The sequence below is a fragment of the Nocardioides silvaticus genome (assembly GCF_003160695.1).
In the GTDB taxonomy this organism is placed as follows: Bacteria; Actinomycetota; Actinomycetes; order Propionibacteriales; family Nocardioidaceae; genus Nocardioides; species Nocardioides silvaticus.
Genome location: NZ_QGDD01000003.1, coordinates 43,161 through 61,183 on the forward strand (window position 1 = coordinate 43,161; position 18,023 = coordinate 61,183).

Below are 18,023 nucleotides of genomic sequence, written 5' to 3' on the forward strand. Positions count from 1 at the left end.
AAGCCCGACGGCCGACACGTGGGCGGGCGTTGGGCGAACAATGGTTTCGAGGCTCGGCCGCGGGCGGCCGCGCACCTCAACGACCGACGCTGGTGGTGGATTCCTTCTGCTGCCGGCGCCGCCGGATCTCCGCCCGCGCGAGGAAGAAGGCGAGCAGGACGGGCCAGACGAACTTCGCGTGGTCCAGCACCTCGCGCACCCACCCGGGCAGCGACCAGTCCGGAAGGTCGAGGTCGGGGAGCGGGAGGCCGGGGAGGTCGGGGCCGTTGACGTTCGGCAGGTTCGGCCAGGGGATGTCGGGCAGCGGCAGGGCGAAGGCGAGCTTGGCGAGCAGGGCAGCCAGCAGGATCGGGACGACGATCGTCGCGACCCCGCCGGCGGTCTGGAGGATCGTGTAGCGGGTGGGGTGGGCCAGCACCCGGTCGGCGTACGACGCCGCGGGCGAGCCGGGCTCGGGGAGGAGCTCGGTGCCGCCGACGCCGGCGAGGGCGGCGGGGTCGTCGCCGCCAGGGCCGAACAGCGTCGCGCGCCGGGGCGCGCCCAGCTGGCTGTGCCGGACGACGACCGAGCCTAGGTCGTCGCGGTCGGTCGACCGGAGGGTGATCTTGGCGTCGAGGGAGGTGCGCTCGGCGACGAGCTCGTCGTCGACGTACCACCGCACCTGGTGGCGGGTGGATCCCGCGGCCTCGACCCGGTGCGCCCGACCTGCGTCGTCCTCGAGATCCCAACGCTGCACGACCATGCCTCAACGCTAGGAACCGCCGAGCAGAGGCTGCATCGGCCGCAGGTCGACGGCACCACCGACTTTGGTCGGGGGGCGGGATCAGGGGTACTGCAGCCCCACGGTCTCCTCGCTGATCTCCCACAGCTTCGCGGCGGCCCGCTCGTCGCGCGCCAGCTTGGTGCGACCGACGACCTGGGGCGCACCGCCGTACTGCCCCGGGCCGCTCGGCCCGACGTAGGTGTTGCCCGGCAGGTCGGCGGTGGCGGCCATCAGTGTCGGCCAGGCGCCGGCCTGCGCGGACTGCGAGACCACCTTCACCGCGGCGTCGAGGATGGTGGCGATGCCACCGCGGGCGCGGCCGGTCTGGCCGTTGGCGACGAGGTGGGTGCCGGCGAAGCCGGGGTGGGCGGCGAGCGCGGTGACGGGCACGCCGGCGGCGGCGCAGCGCCGGTCGAGCTCTGCGGTGAAGAGCAGGTTGGCCAGCTTGGTCTGACCGTAGACCGGCCAGCGGAAGTAGCGCCCCTGCTTCGTGCGCGGGTCGCCGAGCGGTGCCCTCGGCGCGGTCGTGTGCATCAGCGACGACACCGTGACCACCCGTCCCTGCCCGCTCGCCACCAGCTGCGGCAGCAGCAGCCCGGTCAACAGGAACGGGCCGAAGTGGTTGGTGGCCATCTGCAGCTCGAGGCCGTCCTTCGTGCGGGAGTACGGCGTCGCCATCACCCCTGCGTTGTTGACGAGCACGTCGATCGCCCCGAGCCGCGCGGCGGCTGCGGCGGCCTTGCGCACCGAGTCCAGGCTGGCGAGATCGAGCTGGACCGTCTCGAGCTCCGCCCCCAGCACCTCCTTGCGGATCGCCGCGGCCGTGGCGTCGACCTTGGCCGGCGTCCGGCCGGCCAGCACGACGCGGGCGCCCTTCCGCGCCAGCTCGAGCGCGGTGTAGTGCCCGAGCCCACCGATCGTGGGTCCGGTGACGACGACCGTCCGGCCGGTCTGGTCGGGAATGTCGTCGACGCGCCAGGCGCTAGCGGTCTGCGTCACGGGGTGGTCCCGAGGTTCGCCACGACCTGCGCGCCGAGCTCCTGGTCGCCCTCGATCTTCACTGCGCCCGGCGCGGCGTCGCGACGGCCGCCGGCCAGCACGATGAAGCTCTCGCGGTCCATGGTCAGCCGCACGGTCGGGCCGGCGGGTGGTTCGGGGAGCCGCTGGCCGCGACCGTTCTCGTCGACCTCGACGGCGACGACCGGGCTGCCCTCGACCTCGAGCACCGCCGTGGTGCCGGGCGCCGGGCGGACCTTCTTGCCGACCACGTAGCCGAACCCCTCGCTCAGGTAGTCGGCTGTGTGCTTCGCCGGCACGGTGTCCATCCCGCCCGGCAGGTCCAGCGCGCGGCGGATGTCCTGCTCGTGCATCCAGATGTCGAGGGGGCGGTTGCGGAGCAGCGTCTGCAGGTTCCACCCGATCATCCCGAACAGGCCGGGTGCCGGCGCAGCAGCGTCGGTGGGCGGGTCGGCCTGCAGCGCGGCGTACCGCGTCTTCGTGTGCTCGCGGATCTCGGCGGCGATCGACGCCGGGTCGCGGTCGCGCCTGGTCACGACGCCGATCTCGGTGAACTGCCCCATCGGGCCGGTCACGTGCGCCGGGGGCGGGTCGCCGATGTCGGCGGTCTCCTCCGGCCCGCCGGCCAGCAGGCTCTCCAGGTGGGCGGTGTGGGCGGCGATCGCCTTGACGTCCCAGCCGGGCAGGTCGGTCGGCTTGTCCCACGCGTCGTCGCGGAGGGAGTCGAGGAGGGCGGTGAAGTCACCCACGGCCTGCCACCAGGCGTCGACGTAACGGGCAAGGCGCTCGGCATCGCTCATGCGGGCGATCGTAACGACGCCTCAGCGCACCCGGACCCGGGCGTCCACGGTGACGGGCAGGTCGCCGTACGCCTCCTCGACCTCCGTCCGCACCCGGTCGACCTTCGCCTGGTCGGAGCCCTTGGCCAGCCAGACCCACACCGACGTCTCGACGTGGGGTGCCTCCTCGACCTCCTGCGTCATCACCTCGATCAGCGTGCGGCCCTGCTGCCCCGCGACGTCCGCCGCCACCTCCGCGGCCGCCTCGACGTCAGAGACGTCGGCCTCGGACTCGAAGGTGCGCAACTCCAGCCGATCGTCGCCCCGGCGTACGACGAGGTTCCCCTCCTCGCCGGCATGGACGTCGGTCAACGCCTCGTAGACGGTCGCGAACACCGCGACCACCTGCTCGGTCGTCGCGCTGTCGCGCATCCTGACGCGCAGGTTGACGTCGGCGGAGTCGAACAGCTCCGGCTCGACGTAGTCGACCTCGGCCGCCGCCACGCCGGGCAGCGCCGCGAGGTCGTCGCCCAGCTGGAACGCCTCGTCGTCATGGCTCGAGAGCGCGCAGCCGGCAGAGGTGGCGGCGACGAGCGCCAGGACGGGGAGTACGGCGGTGCGGGTGCTCATGGCTCCAGCGTCGGCGTTCGCCGGGCCGGGCGCCTGAGCACGGCTACTCATCTCCCGAGGTAGCGGGCCACCCTCGGCACGTCGTCGGTGAAGCGCAGCCGCGCTCCGTAGAGCACCCGCCGCGCGTCCGGTCCGCGCCCACCGGCGACGAACGGTGGCTCCGGCGGGCGGCCGTTGTCGTTGCGCACCCAGCCGTGGAAGTAGAGCAGCGGCTTGCCGTCGGCGACGAGCACGTCGCCGCCACCCGGGCCGCACAGCCCGTCGGTGGTCGTTCTGTTGAGCAGCACCCGGCGCGGCCGGAGCGGCCAGGTCGCGAGGTCGGTCGAGCGCCGCCAGACCGTGCGATAGCTGCACTTCGACCAGATGTCCTCCGACGTGAACAGGTGGTAGTACCCGCCGCGGCGCAGCACGACGGGGTTCTCCATCACCCAGCCGGCGCGCACCAGCTCGATACTCGTCCGGCCCGCGGCCGGCGCCAGCCCGCGCGGCCCGAGTGGCAGCAGACGGATCGAGGAGGGGATGCGGTCGGTCTTGTAGAGGAGGTAGGCCGTGCCGTCCTCGTCGCGGAAGTAGGACGGGTCGATCACCCCGCGGGCCGGGAGGTTGCCCGCGCCGGGCACGGTGTCGTGGGCCCGCGGCGTCCGGGCCCGGCGGTAGCAGACCAGCGGGCGCTCGTCGACGGGCCGGAAGGCGCCGTACGCCGTCGGGCTGGTGGCGGTGCCGATGCACCGGCCGCCGCGACCGAGGCCGGCGACGCGGACGGAGTAGTAGAGCACCCAGCGGCCATCGATCTTCGCGAGATCGGCGGCCCAGATGTCGCCGTCGTCGATCGCCCAGCGCGGGAGCCGGGACAGCGCCGGCCGGATCCACCGCCAGCCCCGGCCCGGGTCCCACCGCGCGCGGCGGACGAGCGGGCCGGTCGCGACCAGCACCCGTCCGTCGCGGGTCTCGACGACGCTCGGGTCGCCGGTGCGGTCGGTGGTGAGGATCGGGTCGGGGTACGCCGACGCAGGGCCGGTCACGGCGAGCGCCACCACCGCCGCCAGCACGGTCAACGCGGCGCGGACAGGGAGCACGCGCCGGACTCTAGGTCAGCCGAGCGCCAGGGACAGGGCGATTGCCAACATCGTCAGGCCGATGAGCACGTCGAGCACCTGCCACGCGCGCGGCGTTGCGAGCAGCCGCTGGAACGCGCCCGCGCCGTAGCCGAGGCCGGTGAACCACACGATGCTCGCGACGACCGCACCGGCGGCGAACCACCAGCGGTCCCTGCCGCCCTGCTGGTTGGCGATCGAGCCGAGCAGCAGCACGGTGTCGAGGTAGACGTGCGGGTTGAGGAAAGTCAGCGCGAGCGCGCGGCCGACCGCCGAACGGCGGGAGGGTGCCCCGGCCCGCGCCGCCTCGAGGGTCTCGGGCTTGCGCGCCCGCCACAGCGACATCGCCGCGTAGGTGACCAGGAACGCGACCCCGAGCCAGCGCACCACGTCGAGCACCCAGTCGGCGTGCTCGACGATCGCGCCGATGCCGCTGACGCCGGCGGTGATGAGGAGGGCGTCGGCGAGGGCGCAGACCGCGACCACCGGGCCGACGTACTGGCGGGCGAGGCCCTGCCGCAGCACGAACGCGTTCTGCGCCCCGATCGCGACGATCAGGGACAGGCCGGTGAGCAGGCCGGCGGCGGCAGCGGTGGTCATGCCGTCGAACGTAGGACCGTTCCGCCGTTCAGGCCAGCGAATGATTCTTCGGATCCATTAGCGTTGCTTCATGACACCGCAGCCCGCCCAGCTGGAGGCGCTCGTCGCCATCGCCGATCAGGGCTCGTTCGAGGCGGCCGCCAAGGCGCTGCACGTGACCGCCAGCGCGGTCAGCCAGCGGATCCGCGCCCTGGAGACGATGGCCGGCCAGGTGCTGGTCAGCCGGACCACGCCGTGCCGCCCGACCGCGGCCGGAGCGGCGTACGTCCGCCTGGGGCGACAGACCCGGCTGCTGTACGACGAGGCGCGGCTCGCCGTCGACGACGCGGACCACCCGGACGTCGTGGTTGGCCTGGCGGTCGCGGTCAACGCCGACTCGCTCGCGACCTGGTTCCGCGACGTGCTGTCGGTCGTCGCCGGTTGGGACAACGTGGCACTCCGGCTGCGGGTCGAGGACCAGGCCTGGTCCGCCGACCTGCTGCGCAGCGGCGAGGTGCTGGCGGCGGTGACCAGCGACCCCACCCCGGTACAGGGGTGCGCGGTCGAGCCGCTCGGCGTGCTGCGGTACGGCGCCGCCGCGTCACCCGAGCTCGTCGAGCGCTGGCGCCGCGGGCGCGGGATCGACTGGGAGCGGATGCCGGTCGTGGTGTTCAACGAGAAGGACGAGCTCCAGCACCAGCTGCTCGCCCGCCGCGGCGTCACCCCCCGCGTCGAGCACCGGGTGCCCACGTCCACCGACTTCCACGAGGCGGTCCGCCGCGGGCTCGGCTGGTGCACCCTCCCCGAGCCGCAGCTGCTGCCCGACCTCGAGGCCGGCCGGCTGGTGCGGCTCCCCGGGCGCGAGCAGGACCACCGCATCGACGTACCGCTCTATTGGCAGCGCTGGCGCCTCGACTCCCCCGTCCTCGCCCGGCTGACGGAGTCGGTCCACGCGGCCGCCCGCGCCCACCTCCGCCGACCCGTCGCAAGCTAGCGCGAAAAATGCGCCGACCCGGCCCGAAGCTCGGGCCGGGTCGACGATTCGATCAGGTCAGAATGCAGCCTCGTCGAGGTCCATCACCGTCAGGTCGGTGGCCTCGGCGATCGCCCGCTCGGCCGTGAGGCGCGGCAGGTTGGTGGCGGCGAAGAACTGCGCGGCCGCGACCTTGCCCTCGTAGAAGGCCTTGTCCGAGCCCGGGTCGCCGGCCAGCTTCTCCAGCGCGACCTCGGCCTGGCGCAGCAGCAGCCAGCCGCAGACGACGTCACCGAGCAGCATCAGCAGGCGGGTGGTGTTGAGGCCCACCTTGTAGATGTTGCGCAGATCGCCGCCGTTGCTGACGTCGGCCGACATCAGGTCGTTGATCATGTGGCCGACCAGCGCGTTGGCGTCCTCGAGAGCGGTGGCGAGCAGCGCCCGCTCGTTCTTGAGGCGACCGTTGCCGGCCTCGGAGTCGATGAACGACTGGATCTCGCCGGCGAGGTGGCCGAGCGCCTTGCCCTGGTCCTTGACGATCTTCCGGAAGAAGAAGTCCTGGCCCTGGATCGCCGTGGTGCCCTCGTAGAGGGTGTCGATCTTGGCGTCGCGGACGTACTGCTCGACCGGGTACTCCTGCAGGAAGCCCGAACCGCCGAACGTCTGCAGCGACTCGGTGCCCAGCAGCACCCACGAGCGCTCGGAGCCGTAGCCCTTCACGATCGGGAGCAGCAGGTCGTTGACGGCCTCGGCGAGCTTGTCCTCCTCGCCGTTGGCCGAGGCGATCATCACCTTGTCCTGCCAGGTGGCGGTGTAGAGCACGAGCGCGCGCATCGCCTCGGCGAAGGACTTCTGCACCATCAGCGAGCGACGGACGTCGGGGTGGTGGGTGATCGTCACCCGCGGCGCGGTCTTGTCGGAGGCCTGGGTCAGGTCGGCGCCCTGGACGCGCTCCTTGGCGTACTCCAGCGCGTTGAGGTAGCCGGTCGACAGCGTGGCGATGGCCTTGGTGCCCACCATCATCCGCGCGTTCTCGATGACCTGGAACATCTGGGCGATGCCGTTGTGCACCTCGCCGACCAGCCAGCCCTTGGCCGGCTCGCCGCCGCCGACCTGCGGGTCGCCGAAGGTGACCTCGCAGGTGTTGGACACCTTGATGCCCATCTTGTGCTCGACGTTGGTGACGTAGGCGCCGTTGCGCTCGCCGGTGAGCTCACCGGTCTCGTGGTCGAAGTGGTACTTCGGCACGATGAACATGCTCAGACCCTTGGTGCCGGGACCGCCGTGGCCCTCGACGCCGACCGGGCGGGCGAGCACCAGGTGGATGATGTTCTCCTGCAGGTCGGACTCGGCGCTGGTGATGAAGCGCTTGACGCCCTCGATGTTCCAGGAGCCGTCGTCGTTGGCGGTGGCCTTCGCGCGACCGGCGCCGACGTCGGAGCCGGCGTCCGGCTCGGTCAGCACCATGGTGGCGCCCCACTGCTTCTCGACGATGATCTCGGCGATCCGCTTGTCGCGGTCGGTGCCGTTCTTCTCGATGACGCCGGCGAACGCGGGGCCGCAGGCGTACATCCAGATCGGCGCGTTGGCGCCGAGCACCATCTCCGCGATCGACCAGTTGACCGAGGACGGGGCCTGCTGGCCGCCGATGCTCTCCGGGATCTGGAGGCGCCAGAACTCGGCCTCCATCCAGGCTTCGTAGCTCTTCTTGAAGGACTCGGGGAGCGACGCCGTGTTGGTCTTCGGGTCGAAGACGGGCGGGTTGCGGTCGCTGTCCTCGTACGACGACGCGAGGTCCTCGCGGGAGATCCGGTCGACCTCGGCGAGGATCTCGCGCACGGTGTCGACGTCGTACTCCGCGAACGGGCCCGACCCCAGGATCTCGTCCCGCCCGAGCACCTCGAACAGGTTGAACTCGATGTCGCGCAGGTTGCTCTTGTAGTGGCTCACAATCCCACCGTTCTTCTTCGATAGCAGGTGTTGGTGGCAGCGGCATTCAGGCTACTCACCGGTAACTTAATGATACGTGGGGCGCTAACCCCAAGCAAGCACGGCGGCATGTGAAGTGAATCGATCATCAAATCTGGAACACTGGACACATGCGAGTTTCCGCCAAGTCCGACTACGCGCTGCGCGCCCTGATCGAGATGGCGGGACGCGAGGACGGTCGCGCCGTCAGCGCCGAGGAGCTCGGCCGCCTGCAGGACATCCCGCACGGCTTCCTCCAGGCGATCCTCGCCGACCTGCGCCGCGCGGGCGTCGTGATGTCGCAGCGTGGCCAGTCAGGCGGCTGGCGGATGGGGCGCGCCGCCGCCGAGGTCTCGGTCGCCGACGTGATCCGCGCCGTGGACGGTCCCCTCGTCTCGGTCTACGGGCTGCGTCCCGAGGCGGTCAGCTACAACGACTCCGCCGAGGTGCTCCAGCACGTCTGGATCGCCGCCCGCAGCTCCCTGCGCGAGGTCTTCGAGGAGGTCTCGATCCAGCAGCTGGCCGACGCCGACCTCCCCGCGGCTGTGACCAAGCGCACCGCCGACGAGGACGCCTGGAAGGCGCACTGACGGTCGTCGCGCGACCTGCGTCTCGATACGTCGCTCGCTGCGCTCGCTCCTACTCGACGACCGACCGAGCCAACCGGTCGTCGAGTAGCCCGAGCCGCCAGGCGAGGGCGTATCGGACGCCAACCGGTCGTCAAGTAGCCCGAGCCGCCAGGCGAGGGCGTATCGAGACGCCAACCGGTCGTCGAGTAGCCCGAGCCGCCAGGCGAGGGCGTATCGAGACGCCAACCGGTCGTCGAGTAGCCCGAGCCGCCAGGCGAGGGCGTATCGAGACGCCCGCACCCGAACGACCACCTCGCGACCGCCGACAGGTCACAGCGTCTCGATACGTCGCTCGCTGCGCTCGCTCCTACTCGACGACCGACCGAGCAACCGGTCGTCAGGCGACCCGCAGCCGCTTCTTCGCCTTCCGGCGCCGACGCTCGCTCTCGTCGCGCCACCGCTCGAGGCTGCGGTTGCGGCGGGCGAGCCGCTCGATCTCGCGTCGCGCCTCGTCGAGCGAGGTGACCGGCAGGGCGCCGGCGGGGTCGGGGACGTCGGCCAGGCCGAGCGACGCCGTACCGAAACCGACGGTGCGGCCGAACGCCTTCCAGATCCGCTCGGGCGTCGCGTCCTCGAGGCGTACGACGTGCAGCCGCTCGGGCTTGCGCACCGCACCGAACCAGCGGTCGACCACGTCGTCGAGGTGGTCGTAGGGTCCGGCCGTCACCACCACGTGGACCTGCATCCCGACCAGCCCGTCGAGGAGCAGGTCGATCTCGGGGCGGTTCGCGCCGACCATCATCGGCAGGCTGACGACGACCGGCAGGTTGCCCCTCCAGGCGCGGCGGCACAGCGCCGCCCACTGGCCCTCGACCTCGGGACGCTCGTAGCCCCAGGCGCGGTGGGCGCGCAGGATCTCCAGGGAGGCGAGGAAGGTCTCCTCCGCGGATCGCGCCGGCACCTCGAAGCCGAGCTCGAGGATCGCCTCGCGGTGGTGGACCAAAGCGGCCTCGACGACGTCGCCGGTGCCGGGCATCCCCACGTGCAGGTAGGCCTTGCGCTTCTTGCTCATGGCTCGAGGGTGAGGCGCCGACCTGACCGGTCGGTGAACGCGACCCGAACCGCGGGCGAGAGCCGGTTGTGCGGTCCGTGCGGTCCTGGCACTAGAACGTGTTCCAGTTTTCGTCGTACCATCGCCGGGTGATCACCTCCGACGCCATCACGTGGACCGCGCTCGACGACCCGCACCCCGCCCGCGCGGCGTCGCAACGCTCCTACTCCGCCGTCGCCAAGGGCGACCTCGCGGAGTGGCTGACCGTCTATGCCGAGGACGCGGTGCTCGAGGACCCGGTCGGGCCCTCGATGTTCGACCCCGAGGGCAAGGGCCATCGCGGGCACGACGGCATCTCCGCGTTCTGGGAGAAGGCCATCGCGCCGATCGAGACGTTCGAGTTCGAGATCTACGAGTCGTTCGCCAACCCCGGCAGCAACACCTGCGCCAACATCGGGCGGATCAAGACGTCGTTCCCGGACGGGAGCTACACCGTCACCGACCTGATCATGGTCTACGTCGTCGACGACGACGGCCGGGTGAAGTCGATGAAGGCGTTCTGGGAGCCGGACCGGACGATGGCGAGCTTCACCTCTCCCACCTCCGCTTGACGGCCGCCCGGTCACCGTCGGCGTGTAACGCTCGGACGGTGATCGGCGAAGAACGGTCGTGAATCAGATCAGGGACCACGAGGTCCCCCTCATCGGCCGCGACCCGGACCTGCTCGAGGTCTTCTACCGCGAGCACCTCGCGACCGTGAAGGCGTACTTCGCGCGTCGCGTCGACGACCCGCACCTGGTCGCCGACCTCACCGCCGACACCTTCCTCGCCGCGATGACGGCCGCGCCCTCGTACCGCCCCGACAAGGGCAGACCGATCGCCTGGTTGCTGGGCATCGCCCGCAACCAGGCGGCCGACGTCGTACGACGACAGGCGCGCAGGCTCCGTGCCGAGAGCCGGATCCAGGGCCGGCGGCTCCTCGACGAGGACTCCGCCGCCCGGATCGAGGAGCGGATCGCCGCCGAGCGCCACACCCGGGCGCTCTACGCCGGGCTCGCGCAGCTGCCGGCCAGGGACCGGATGCTGATGGAGCTGGTGGCGATCGACGGGATGCCTGTCCACGAGGCTGCGGAGCAGCTGGGGATGAAGCCGGGGACCGCGCGGGTCCGGCTCCACCGCAGCCGCACCCGGCTCCAGCAGCACCTCGACACCCACTCCGACCCCGATCACAGCGACGAGGGCGCGGCTGCGGCTGTCCTCGCGCAGGAGGCACGACCATGAACACGCACGACAACACCGATCTCGACAGCTTCGACCGCGCGCTCCTGACCGAGCTGCGCCAGGTCGCCGCCGAGGGCGCACCGGCCCCGGCGCGTCGTACTCGCAGGAAGTGGGCGTACGCCGGCAGCGGCGTCGCCGCCGCGGCCGTCACCGCCTTCGGCCTGTCCACCCTCGGCTCCCCCGCTGCCTACGCGGTCGACGAGCAGGGCGACGGCGACGTCGTCATCACCATCCGCGAGCTCGACGACGCCGACGGCCTCGAGCGGGCGCTGGCCGAGCACGGCATCGAGGCCGAGGTCGACTACGACAGCGAGGGCATCGGGGGCGTCGAGATCGTCCCCGACGACGCCGCCGAGCTGCCCGATCCCCCGGACGGCGGCGAGCCCGAGGGCGGCGAGGTGATCAAGGGCAAGGCCGAGGTCGAGACCCGCTACGGCGGCGTCGAGCCCGACCTGGCCGAGGCCGGCGAGCCGCCGGCCGACGACCTGTGCGGGGGCTTCGAGCAGATGCCGTTCGAGACCGACCTGGGCAGTGACGACTACGTCATCACGATCCCGGCCGACTCGGTGATCCGCGAGAGTGACGCCGTCCTGAAGATCACCACGTCGGGCGACATCGCCGACAACATGGCCGGCATCGAGGTCGCCTACTCCATCGGCGACGTCGACTGCGGCTTCGGCACCGCGAGCGTCGGGAGCAGCGGGAACTGAGCACCGCCGGCTGCGGCCTCAGGTCAGCTGGTCCTCCATCCAGCCGACCAGGGGCCGCAGCTTGCGCCAGTCGTGGCGGACGCGGTCGAGCAGCTCGGGCGTGTGGATGAACGGCTCGAAGCCGTACTTCTTCCCGCCCAGCAGCGACTTGTGCCGCAGCAGCCCGATCCGCGGGTGCTCCTTGTCGTAGCCGCGCGGCGCGGTCTTCAGCTGCTCGCCGCCGATCTCGAACCCGCCCCGCTCGAGGTCGCGCAGGATCCGCTCCAGCCGCTTGCCGGCCTTCTCCTCGGCCATCCCCTCGCGGATCAGCGCCAGGTCCTTGCTCTCCGCGTGGTAGGTCCCGCCCCCGACCCGCACCCCCGCCGCCGACACCTCCACGTAGTAGCCGGTCGCGGGCGCCACCCCGACGAACGCCCCCTGGTGCGTCTTGTACGGCGTCTTGTCCTTCGCGAACCGGACGTCGCGGTACGGGCGGAAGATCTTGGCGTCCCCGAACTCCTGCGCCAGTGCGTCGGTCAGCGCGACCATCGGCGCCTTCACGTCGTTGTCGTACGTCGCCTTGTGCGCGTCCCAGAACGACTTGGTGTTGTCGACCTCCAGGTCGTCGTAGAAGTCCAGCGCAGCGACGGGGAAGCCTTCGAAAGTCACGGCGTCGACCCTACGCAGGCGGGTGCGAGCGCTCGGCACGGCGCTTGAGGTTGAGCAGCTGCCGGCGCGCCATGACCAGGTCGCCGAGGGACACCGCGTCCGCGAGCGGACGCGGGAAGGTGCCGACGACCTTGAGGACCAGCCTGGTCCGGTCGGGATCGACGTCGGTCAGGCGGTAGGTCAGCACCGCGCCCATGATGCGCGCGGTCAGGTGATCGGCGTGCTCGACGGCGAGGACCATCCCGAGCGGGCGTCCGCAGGAGGCGGTGAACGGCTCGCCGGGGGTCGGGTCGGGGAGGTCCCGCAGGTCTCGCGGCGAGGGCCGGCCGAGGTTGTCGATCCAGTCGTAGGAGTACGGCGCCAGCCGGATCTGCTTCACCCACGCCCACACGTGCTCGGCCGGCGCAGCGATCGTCACTCCGCGCCAGGCCTCGAGCGTCGGGCGTTCGACGAGGTCGTCGCACGGGTAGTGCGCTGCGACCTCCGCGTCGGTCACGCCCCACCGGTCGGCGATCATGCGACCAGGCTAGGGCGGGGTGGGCGTTCGGCCGGCGGGGGTCTCGATACGCCCTCGCGCCAGAGCGCTCGGGCTACTCGACCACCGAAGGGCCGCAGACGCCGTCGGCGCCCAACCCACGGCCGCGTCGACCGCGGCCCGGCAGCGTGGCGCGCCGCGGGCGAAGCCCGCATCGTGCGGCGAGCCTGCGCCGAGCGAAGCGAGGGCGTGGGCGAGCCGCGCGATGGCGCGACACGCTCGGGCAATCAACGGAGCGGACGACGAGGTTCGAACTCGCGACATTCAGCTTGGGAAGCTGACGCTCTACCAACTGAGCTACGTCCGCGTGCGTTCTGCCTTGCCGGAGAACGCGACCGGAATGCTACCCGATGGGGCTGAGGCCGGGTCGCTTCGGCTCCACCCCGTCGCCCGAGGAGCGGCCGGTGATCCGGCGGGCGACCCAGGGGGCGAGGTGGGTGCGGGCCCACTCGAGGTCGGCCTGGCGCTGGGCGCGGCGCGGGAGCTCGGGGACGACGGCGGGGGCGAGCTCCTCGAGGTCGTGCTCGATGCCGAGGGCGTCGAGGACGGCGATGGCGACCGCCTGGTGGCCGACGGGGTTGAGGTGGAGCCGGTCGACGTCCATCACCTCGGCGACCTTCCAGCCGCGCATCCGCCACATGTCGACGACGGTGGCGCCGTGCTTGTCGGCGATCTCGCGGACCCACTCGTTGAAGATGGCGGTGCGGCCGCGGATCATCTTGATGACCGGGTTCAGACCGGGGTCGGCGATCGTGAACATCACGACGTGGGCGCCGCTGGCCGCGAGCCGGCCGACCGCTTCGTCGTACGACGCCGCGAGCCCGTCGAGGTCGACCTTGGGACGCAACACGTCGTTGCCGCCGCCGTGGATGGTGACCAGGTCCGGACCGAGCTCGATCGCGGGCCCGACCTGCTCCTCGATGATCGCGGGGAGCTTGCGGCCGCGGATCGCGAGGTTGGCATAGCCGAACTCGGGAGATCCGGTCGCCAGCACCTCGGCGACCCGGTCGGCCCAGCCGCGGCACCCGTTGGGCCGGGTGGGGTCGACGTCGCCGACGCCCTCGGTGAACGAGTCCCCCACCGCCACGTAGCGCAGATAGGTCATGCCTCGATTGTGCATCGCCCGCGACGGCTGCGGTCGGTAGGGTGCCCGAGTGCTGCTGAGCGACCGCGACATCGTTGCCGAGATCGACGCCGGGCGGATCGCCATGGATCCGTGGGAGCCGGCGATGCTGCAGCCGTCGTCGATCGACGTCCGGCTCGACCGGTTCTTCCGGGTCTTCGACAACCACAAGTACCCGCACATCGACCCCGCCGCCGACCAGTCGGACCTGACGCGGATGGTCGAGCCCGACGGCGACAACCCGTTCATCCTGCACCCGGGAGAGTTCGTCCTGGGCTCGACGTACGAGGTCGTCTCGCTGCCCGACGACATCGCCGCGCGGGTCGAGGGCAAGTCGTCGCTGGGCCGGCTCGGCCTGCTCACCCACGCGACCGCCGGGTTCGTCGACCCCGGGTTCTCCGGCCACGTGACGCTCGAGCTGGCGAACGTCGCGACGCTGCCGATCAAGCTCTACCCCGGCATGAAGATCGGCCAGTTCTGCTTCTTCAAGCTGACCTCGCCGTCGGAGCACCCGTACGGCTCGGAGAAGTACGGCTCGCGTTACCAGGGCCAACGCGGCCCGACGCCGTCGCGGTCCTACCTGAACTTCCACCGCACCTCGATCTGACCGGTCACGTAACAGCGCCGTCGCTGGGGCGTTTGTCGAGGCATGAGCGCTCGACGATCGCTGGCCCTGCTCACCGCTGTCACGGCGCTCCTACTGGCCACGGTCCAGACCGCCGTCGCCTCGCCTGAAACGACCAGCGTGGCGAGTGGTCCCGCGTTCGCGAGCAACGCCGAGCCAGTGGTGGTGCCGACGACACTGACCGCGGAGCCGGTCAGCGCGTCCCTCGGACCGTTCGGGTCCCTACGCCTGTTCCCCCGCGCGAGGTTGACGATCACAGCGACCGGCGAGCCACTCTCGGTCTATGTCTCACCGGGCGATCCGGGACGAGAGGTCGTCTTCTCGGTGAACGGCAAGGTGATCTGCACGTCGTACGTGTACGGCGGACTCGCCAGCTGTGACAAGCCGCGCGCGGCTCTGGCGGTGATCCGTGGCGGCGGGTACGACGCGCACTTCGACGGCTTCGCCTACACCTGGCCCTCCGGCCACTCCTACTTCTTCTTGCCGAGCGACGCCCACGGGGAGTTCATCGGCTGAGCCTGGCCGACCACTCTCGTCGAGCCCCGTAGGCAAGCCTTGCCTTAGTATTGCCTGGTGACCGCCACCAAGAACGAGTACGTCGCCAACCTGCCCATGATCCTCGACGAGGTCGAGGTGACCAGCGTGGAGCGGGTCTCCCCGTCGTTCGTGCGCATCGAGCTCAGCGGGGCGGGACTGGCCGAGTGCGGCACGTCCGGCCCGCTCCACGACCAGCGGATGAAGATCGTCTTCCCCAACGCGGCCGGAGCGCTGCCCTCGTTCGCCGAGATGGACGACTCCTGGTGGGAGACCTGGACGCAGATCCCGGAGGAGGAGCGCGGGTCGATGCGCACCTACACGATCCGGGACCTGGTCGGCTCGGGCGCCGAGACCCGCCTGGTGGTGGACATCGTCGTCCACGAGCCGGGCGAGCACTCCGGACCGGGCAACGACTGGGCGCTCCGGGCGCAGCCGGGGGACCGGTTGGTGATCCTGGCGCCGCGGCTCGGTCACGAGTTCGGCGGGATCGAGTGGTCTCCCGGCGACGCGACCCGTCTGCTGCTCGTGGGCGACGAGACCGCCGTACCTGCTATCCGCGGCATCCTCCGCGACCTCCCCGCCGACGCCGTCGGCGCCGCCTTCCTCGAGGTGCCCGACGCCGGTGACATCCAGCGCGACCTGGTCTCCCCCGACGGCGTCGAGGTGACCTGGCTCCCCCGCGGCGACGCGCCGCGCGGCGCCAGCCTGCACGCCGCCGTCATCGCGTGGCTGACCGGCACCGCAGAGCCCGCGCCGCAGCTGAGCGACGACGAGGTCGAGACCGACCTCTGGGAGACGCCGGTCTACTCCTCCTCCGGCGAGGAGGTCGCCGAGGCCACCCACGTGCCGATCGACGACGCGCCGTACGCCGGTCTCTACGCCTGGATCGCCGGCGAGTCCAAGGTCGTCACCGGCCTCCGCCGCCGCCTCGTCAACGAGCTCGGCATCGACCGCGCGCAGGTCGCCTTCATGGGCTACTGGCGCGAGGGCGTGGCGATGCGCTCCTGAGCTCGACGCCACGGGGAGATTTGTCGCGAGTTCGCGTGGATCGCGACGAATTGCCCCGTTGCGTCGCCCCTCAGCGGCCCGGGAACGTGATCCGGGATGGGTGCTTCGGGCCGGTGTAGACCGTGATCGGCAGCGCCTGGCCGGGGAGGTCGGGGACCGGCGCCAGCAGGTGGGGTACGTCGAAGCCGGCGATCGTGAAGCGGAGCCGGTGGCCCTTGTTGACGACCGCGGTGGTCGGGAAGATCTCGACGTCGACGGGGGCGACCTGGCCGGGCTTCAGCTTCTGGCGGGTCGCCTTGGTGAACGGGTGGAACGGCTGGATCAGCTTGCCGTCGAGGTAGCGCGACTTCGACCTCACCAGCTTGCGGTGGGAGATGACCTGCCAGCCGCCGGTGAGCCGCGAGACGGTGCCGTCGGGCGCGACGTCGGAGACGGTCACCGACAGCATCCCGTCACCGCCGATCGAGGAGACGAAGAGGCGGGCGTTGATCGGGCCGCGGAAGGTGAACGGCTTCTGCAGCTTGCGGGTCTGGAACGCCAGGCCCGTGTAGTCGTCGATGTTGTTGTTCTTGAAGCAGGGCATCTCGGGCCAGACCTGGTTGAGGATGCCGGCGGTCCACTGGTTCGTCGACCGTGAGCACAGCCCCTGCACGGGCAGCGGCAGGAGGACCGACTTGCCGGTCTTGCCGCGCTTCGGTCCGAGTCCGCCGATCCTGCCGCCCTGCATCGAGGTGCCGGACAGCAGCTGCTGGCGCGCGTCCTGGTGCCGGCCGACCCAGCTGCGGCTGCGCAGCCAACGGCCGGACCCCTGCTCGTAGGCGGTGACCGGCGCGATCTCGCCGAGGTGGCCGTTGCGGCCCTTGATCCAGTGGTCGAACCAGCGCAGCTGCAGCTCGCCGAGGGTGCCGTAGCCAGCCTTGTGGACCTCCAGGCCCGACGAGCCCTCGAGGTGGTCCCACGGGCCGAGGATCATCTTCACCGGTGCGCCGTTGCTCTTCAGCTCGTCGAAGATCATCGGGGTGCCGCGCTGGAACAGGTCGTACTCGCCACCGACGAGGAACGTCGGGACCTTCACCTTGTCGATGTACTCGATCGCGGACCGCTCGCGGTAGAACGGCCCGTCGTACATGGGGTTGCCCCCGAGCAACGCCTGCAGCGCCAGTGTCATCGTGAACGTGCCGTTGCCGATGAGGTGCTCCAGGAGCACGCCGATCGCGGACGCCGGGTCGCTGCTGAGGTAGGCCGGCGGGATCAGCGCCGTGCCGTTGACCAGCCCGAGCCACAGCGGCATGAAACCGACGTCGAGCTGTCCGCCGGAGGCGACGATGTCGCGGTAGACGTCGGCGCCCGGCACCTGCGGGAAGATCGCCTCGAGACCCGGCGGCTTGTGGCCGGCCGCCATCAGCTGGCTGATGCCCATGTAGGACGCGCCCGCCATGCCGACCTTGCCGTTGCTCCACGGCTGGCGGTGCGCCCAGGCGACGATCTTGCCGGCGTCCTTGTTCTCCCTGGCGCTGAACGCCTCCCAGGTGCCCTCCGAGCTGCCGGTGCCGCGGGCGTCGACGAAGAGGTAGTTGTAGCCCCGCTTGACGAGGTACGTCGGACCGGGCCCGCCGAGGCCGGCGGCGCCCGAGCCGATCACGGCCTTGTTGTAGGCGGTGATCATCACGATCACCGGGAGCTTCTTCCTGACGGGCTCGCCCTGGGCGTTGGCCGGCCGCACCAGGTCGCCGCGCAGCACGACGCCGTCGTCCATCCGGATCTTGAGGTCGGTCTTCTTCACCGTGCCGGGGTACTGCTGGGGTCGCGGGCGCCACTTGCTCGGCCGTTGCGCGGCCGGGGCTGCGGTGGTCGCGGGCACCGTCTGCGTGAGCGACGGCGCCGCGGTCGTCGTACGGCCGGGGGCGGCGCTGGCGCCGCTTGTCGGCGAGGCGAGCACGGTGGCGCCGACGGCGGAGGCGGCGGCCATCGCGATCAGCACGCGCCGGGGTCGGCGGGGCAGGGCGTTGTTCATCGGAGCTCCCTCGTGGTGACGCCCGGTTCAACGACGTGCCGATGCTCCGGGTTACCTGGACACGGTGATCCGGGAACGACCCAACCACGAGCGGGGGGCTCGTGGCCAGGTCGTTCGCA

20 protein-coding genes and 1 tRNA gene are annotated in these 18,023 nt (G+C 71.3%); 8 read left to right on the forward strand and 13 right to left on the reverse strand.

From position 1 onward, the window contains the following. Positions 1 to 76: 76 nt before the first annotated feature. The 6 genes from DJ010_RS08345 to DJ010_RS08370 all read right to left on the reverse strand — a co-directional run bounded on the left by DJ010_RS08345 (position 77) and on the right by DJ010_RS08370 (position 4,883). Positions 77 to 742, reverse strand: a complete 666-nt coding sequence (locus DJ010_RS08345; protein ID WP_109693217.1) for a hypothetical protein — start codon at positions 740 to 742, stop codon at positions 77 to 79. 81 nt (positions 743 to 823) lie between these two features. After that, the gene (locus DJ010_RS08350; protein WP_109693218.1) at positions 824 to 1,762 is read right to left on the reverse strand and encodes an oxidoreductase; all 939 of its coding nucleotides are present in this window, start codon (positions 1,760 to 1,762) and stop codon (positions 824 to 826) included. Further along, positions 1,759 to 2,580, reverse strand: a complete 822-nt coding sequence (locus DJ010_RS08355) for a maleylpyruvate isomerase family mycothiol-dependent enzyme (RefSeq protein WP_109693219.1) — start codon at positions 2,578 to 2,580, stop codon at positions 1,759 to 1,761. The genes DJ010_RS08350 and DJ010_RS08355 overlap by 4 nt, the downstream gene beginning before the upstream one ends. A gap of 21 nt (positions 2,581 to 2,601) precedes the next feature. Then, positions 2,602 to 3,189, reverse strand: coding sequence for a hypothetical protein (locus DJ010_RS08360; RefSeq protein WP_109693220.1), 588 nt, complete (start codon positions 3,187 to 3,189; stop codon positions 2,602 to 2,604). A 47-nt stretch (positions 3,190 to 3,236) separates the two neighbouring features. Next, complete coding sequence (locus DJ010_RS08365; RefSeq protein ID WP_109693221.1) at positions 3,237 to 4,265, reverse strand: family 43 glycosylhydrolase; 1,029 nt, start codon at positions 4,263 to 4,265, stop codon at positions 3,237 to 3,239. A 15-nt stretch (positions 4,266 to 4,280) separates the two neighbouring features. Continuing rightward, positions 4,281 to 4,883: a LysE/ArgO family amino acid transporter gene (locus DJ010_RS08370; RefSeq protein WP_109693222.1), complete on the reverse strand. Its 603-nt coding sequence runs from the start codon at positions 4,881 to 4,883 to the stop codon at positions 4,281 to 4,283. 70 nt (positions 4,884 to 4,953) lie between these two features. Here DJ010_RS08370 and DJ010_RS08375 point away from each other — a divergent pair, with 70 nt between their 5' ends. After that, complete coding sequence (locus DJ010_RS08375) at positions 4,954 to 5,856, forward strand: LysR family transcriptional regulator ArgP (protein ID WP_109693223.1); 903 nt, start codon at positions 4,954 to 4,956, stop codon at positions 5,854 to 5,856. A gap of 57 nt (positions 5,857 to 5,913) precedes the next feature. On the opposite strand, the gene DJ010_RS08380 is transcribed toward DJ010_RS08375, so the two are convergent. Then, positions 5,914 to 7,785: an acyl-CoA dehydrogenase gene (locus DJ010_RS08380; protein WP_109693224.1), complete on the reverse strand. Its 1,872-nt coding sequence runs from the start codon at positions 7,783 to 7,785 to the stop codon at positions 5,914 to 5,916. A gap of 149 nt (positions 7,786 to 7,934) precedes the next feature. On the opposite strand from DJ010_RS08380, the gene DJ010_RS08385 reads away from it, so the two are divergent. Beyond that, positions 7,935 to 8,393: an RrF2 family transcriptional regulator gene (locus DJ010_RS08385; protein WP_109693225.1), complete on the forward strand. Its 459-nt coding sequence runs from the start codon at positions 7,935 to 7,937 to the stop codon at positions 8,391 to 8,393. A 376-nt stretch (positions 8,394 to 8,769) separates the two neighbouring features. Here the strand turns inward: DJ010_RS08385 and DJ010_RS08390 are convergent, their stop codons facing one another. Continuing rightward, positions 8,770 to 9,444 carry a hypothetical protein gene (locus DJ010_RS08390; protein WP_109693226.1) on the reverse strand — a complete coding sequence of 225 codons (675 nt, stop codon included), beginning with the start codon at positions 9,442 to 9,444 and terminating at the stop codon, positions 8,770 to 8,772. Positions 9,445 to 9,572: 128 nt separating this feature from the next. Here DJ010_RS08390 and DJ010_RS08395 point away from each other — a divergent pair, with 128 nt between their 5' ends. The 3 genes from DJ010_RS08395 to DJ010_RS08405 are packed head-to-tail and all read left to right on the forward strand — an operon-like array spanning position 9,573 to position 11,414. Further along, a complete protein-coding gene (locus DJ010_RS08395; protein ID WP_109693227.1) occupies positions 9,573 to 10,034 on the forward strand; it encodes a nuclear transport factor 2 family protein in 462 nt (153 codons plus the stop codon). 58 nt (positions 10,035 to 10,092) lie between these two features. Beyond that, positions 10,093 to 10,704 carry an RNA polymerase sigma factor gene (locus DJ010_RS08400; protein ID WP_109693228.1) on the forward strand — a complete coding sequence of 204 codons (612 nt, stop codon included), beginning with the start codon at positions 10,093 to 10,095 and terminating at the stop codon, positions 10,702 to 10,704. Continuing rightward, the gene (locus DJ010_RS08405) at positions 10,701 to 11,414 is read left to right on the forward strand and encodes a hypothetical protein (RefSeq protein ID WP_109693229.1); all 714 of its coding nucleotides are present in this window, start codon (positions 10,701 to 10,703) and stop codon (positions 11,412 to 11,414) included. Before DJ010_RS08400 ends, DJ010_RS08405 begins: the two co-directional genes overlap by 4 nt. A gap of 18 nt (positions 11,415 to 11,432) precedes the next feature. Here DJ010_RS08405 and DJ010_RS08410 read toward each other — a convergent pair whose 3' ends face one another. From DJ010_RS08410 to DJ010_RS08425, 4 genes are all read right to left on the reverse strand, one after another. Next, entirely contained in the window at positions 11,433 to 12,062 is a 630-nt protein-coding gene (locus tag DJ010_RS08410) for a DUF2461 domain-containing protein (RefSeq protein WP_109693230.1), read from the reverse strand. 10 nt (positions 12,063 to 12,072) lie between these two features. Beyond that, on the reverse strand, positions 12,073 to 12,579 hold the full coding sequence (locus DJ010_RS08415; protein WP_109693231.1) for an SRPBCC family protein: 507 nt from the start codon (positions 12,577 to 12,579) through the stop codon (positions 12,073 to 12,075). Between the two features lie 252 nt (positions 12,580 to 12,831). After that, positions 12,832 to 12,904, reverse strand: a tRNA-Gly gene (locus tag DJ010_RS08420). A 36-nt stretch (positions 12,905 to 12,940) separates the two neighbouring features. Next, a complete protein-coding gene (locus DJ010_RS08425) occupies positions 12,941 to 13,702 on the reverse strand; it encodes an SGNH/GDSL hydrolase family protein (RefSeq protein ID WP_109693232.1) in 762 nt (253 codons plus the stop codon). A 49-nt stretch (positions 13,703 to 13,751) separates the two neighbouring features. Between DJ010_RS08425 and dcd the strand changes: the two genes are divergently transcribed. From dcd to DJ010_RS08440, 3 genes are read left to right on the forward strand one after another with little or no spacing between them, the layout of a single operon-like run. Next, on the forward strand, positions 13,752 to 14,327 hold the full coding sequence (gene dcd, locus DJ010_RS08430; RefSeq protein ID WP_109693233.1) for a dCTP deaminase: 576 nt from the start codon (positions 13,752 to 13,754) through the stop codon (positions 14,325 to 14,327). Between the two features lie 42 nt (positions 14,328 to 14,369). Continuing rightward, on the forward strand, positions 14,370 to 14,861 hold the full coding sequence (locus DJ010_RS08435) for a hypothetical protein (protein ID WP_109693234.1): 492 nt from the start codon (positions 14,370 to 14,372) through the stop codon (positions 14,859 to 14,861). Positions 14,862 to 14,918: 57 nt separating this feature from the next. After that, on the forward strand, positions 14,919 to 15,890 hold the full coding sequence (locus DJ010_RS08440; protein WP_245927378.1) for a siderophore-interacting protein: 972 nt from the start codon (positions 14,919 to 14,921) through the stop codon (positions 15,888 to 15,890). A 70-nt stretch (positions 15,891 to 15,960) separates the two neighbouring features. On the opposite strand, the gene DJ010_RS08445 is transcribed toward DJ010_RS08440, so the two are convergent. After that, positions 15,961 to 17,904, reverse strand: coding sequence for a CocE/NonD family hydrolase (locus DJ010_RS08445; RefSeq protein WP_109693235.1), 1,944 nt, complete (start codon positions 17,902 to 17,904; stop codon positions 15,961 to 15,963). Between the last annotated feature and the right edge of the window lie 119 nt (positions 17,905 to 18,023).

Excerpts from the sequence above, each read along its gene's own strand:
- DJ010_RS08345 (WP_109693217.1), bottom strand. The coding sequence starts at position 742 with ATGGTCGTGCAGCGTTGGGATCTCGAGGACGACGCAGGTCGGGCGCAC.
- DJ010_RS08355 (WP_109693219.1), bottom strand. The coding sequence starts at position 2,580 with ATGAGCGATGCCGAGCGCCTTGCCCGTTACGTCGACGCCTGGTGGCAG.
- DJ010_RS08360 (WP_109693220.1), bottom strand. The coding sequence starts at position 3,189 with ATGAGCACCCGCACCGCCGTACTCCCCGTCCTGGCGCTCGTCGCCGCC.
- DJ010_RS08370 (WP_109693222.1), bottom strand. The coding sequence starts at position 4,883 with ATGACCACCGCTGCCGCCGCCGGCCTGCTCACCGGCCTGTCCCTGATC.
- DJ010_RS08375 (WP_109693223.1), top strand. The coding sequence starts at position 4,954 with ATGACACCGCAGCCCGCCCAGCTGGAGGCGCTCGTCGCCATCGCCGAT.
- DJ010_RS08385 (WP_109693225.1), top strand. The coding sequence starts at position 7,935 with ATGCGAGTTTCCGCCAAGTCCGACTACGCGCTGCGCGCCCTGATCGAG.
- DJ010_RS08390 (WP_109693226.1), bottom strand. The coding sequence starts at position 9,444 with ATGAGCAAGAAGCGCAAGGCCTACCTGCACGTGGGGATGCCCGGCACC.
- DJ010_RS08405 (WP_109693229.1), top strand. The coding sequence starts at position 10,701 with ATGAACACGCACGACAACACCGATCTCGACAGCTTCGACCGCGCGCTC.
- DJ010_RS08415 (WP_109693231.1), bottom strand. The coding sequence starts at position 12,579 with ATGATCGCCGACCGGTGGGGCGTGACCGACGCGGAGGTCGCAGCGCAC.
- DJ010_RS08425 (WP_109693232.1), bottom strand. The coding sequence starts at position 13,702 with ATGACCTATCTGCGCTACGTGGCGGTGGGGGACTCGTTCACCGAGGGC.
- DJ010_RS08435 (WP_109693234.1), top strand. The coding sequence starts at position 14,370 with ATGAGCGCTCGACGATCGCTGGCCCTGCTCACCGCTGTCACGGCGCTC.
- DJ010_RS08445 (WP_109693235.1), bottom strand. The coding sequence starts at position 17,904 with ATGAACAACGCCCTGCCCCGCCGACCCCGGCGCGTGCTGATCGCGATG.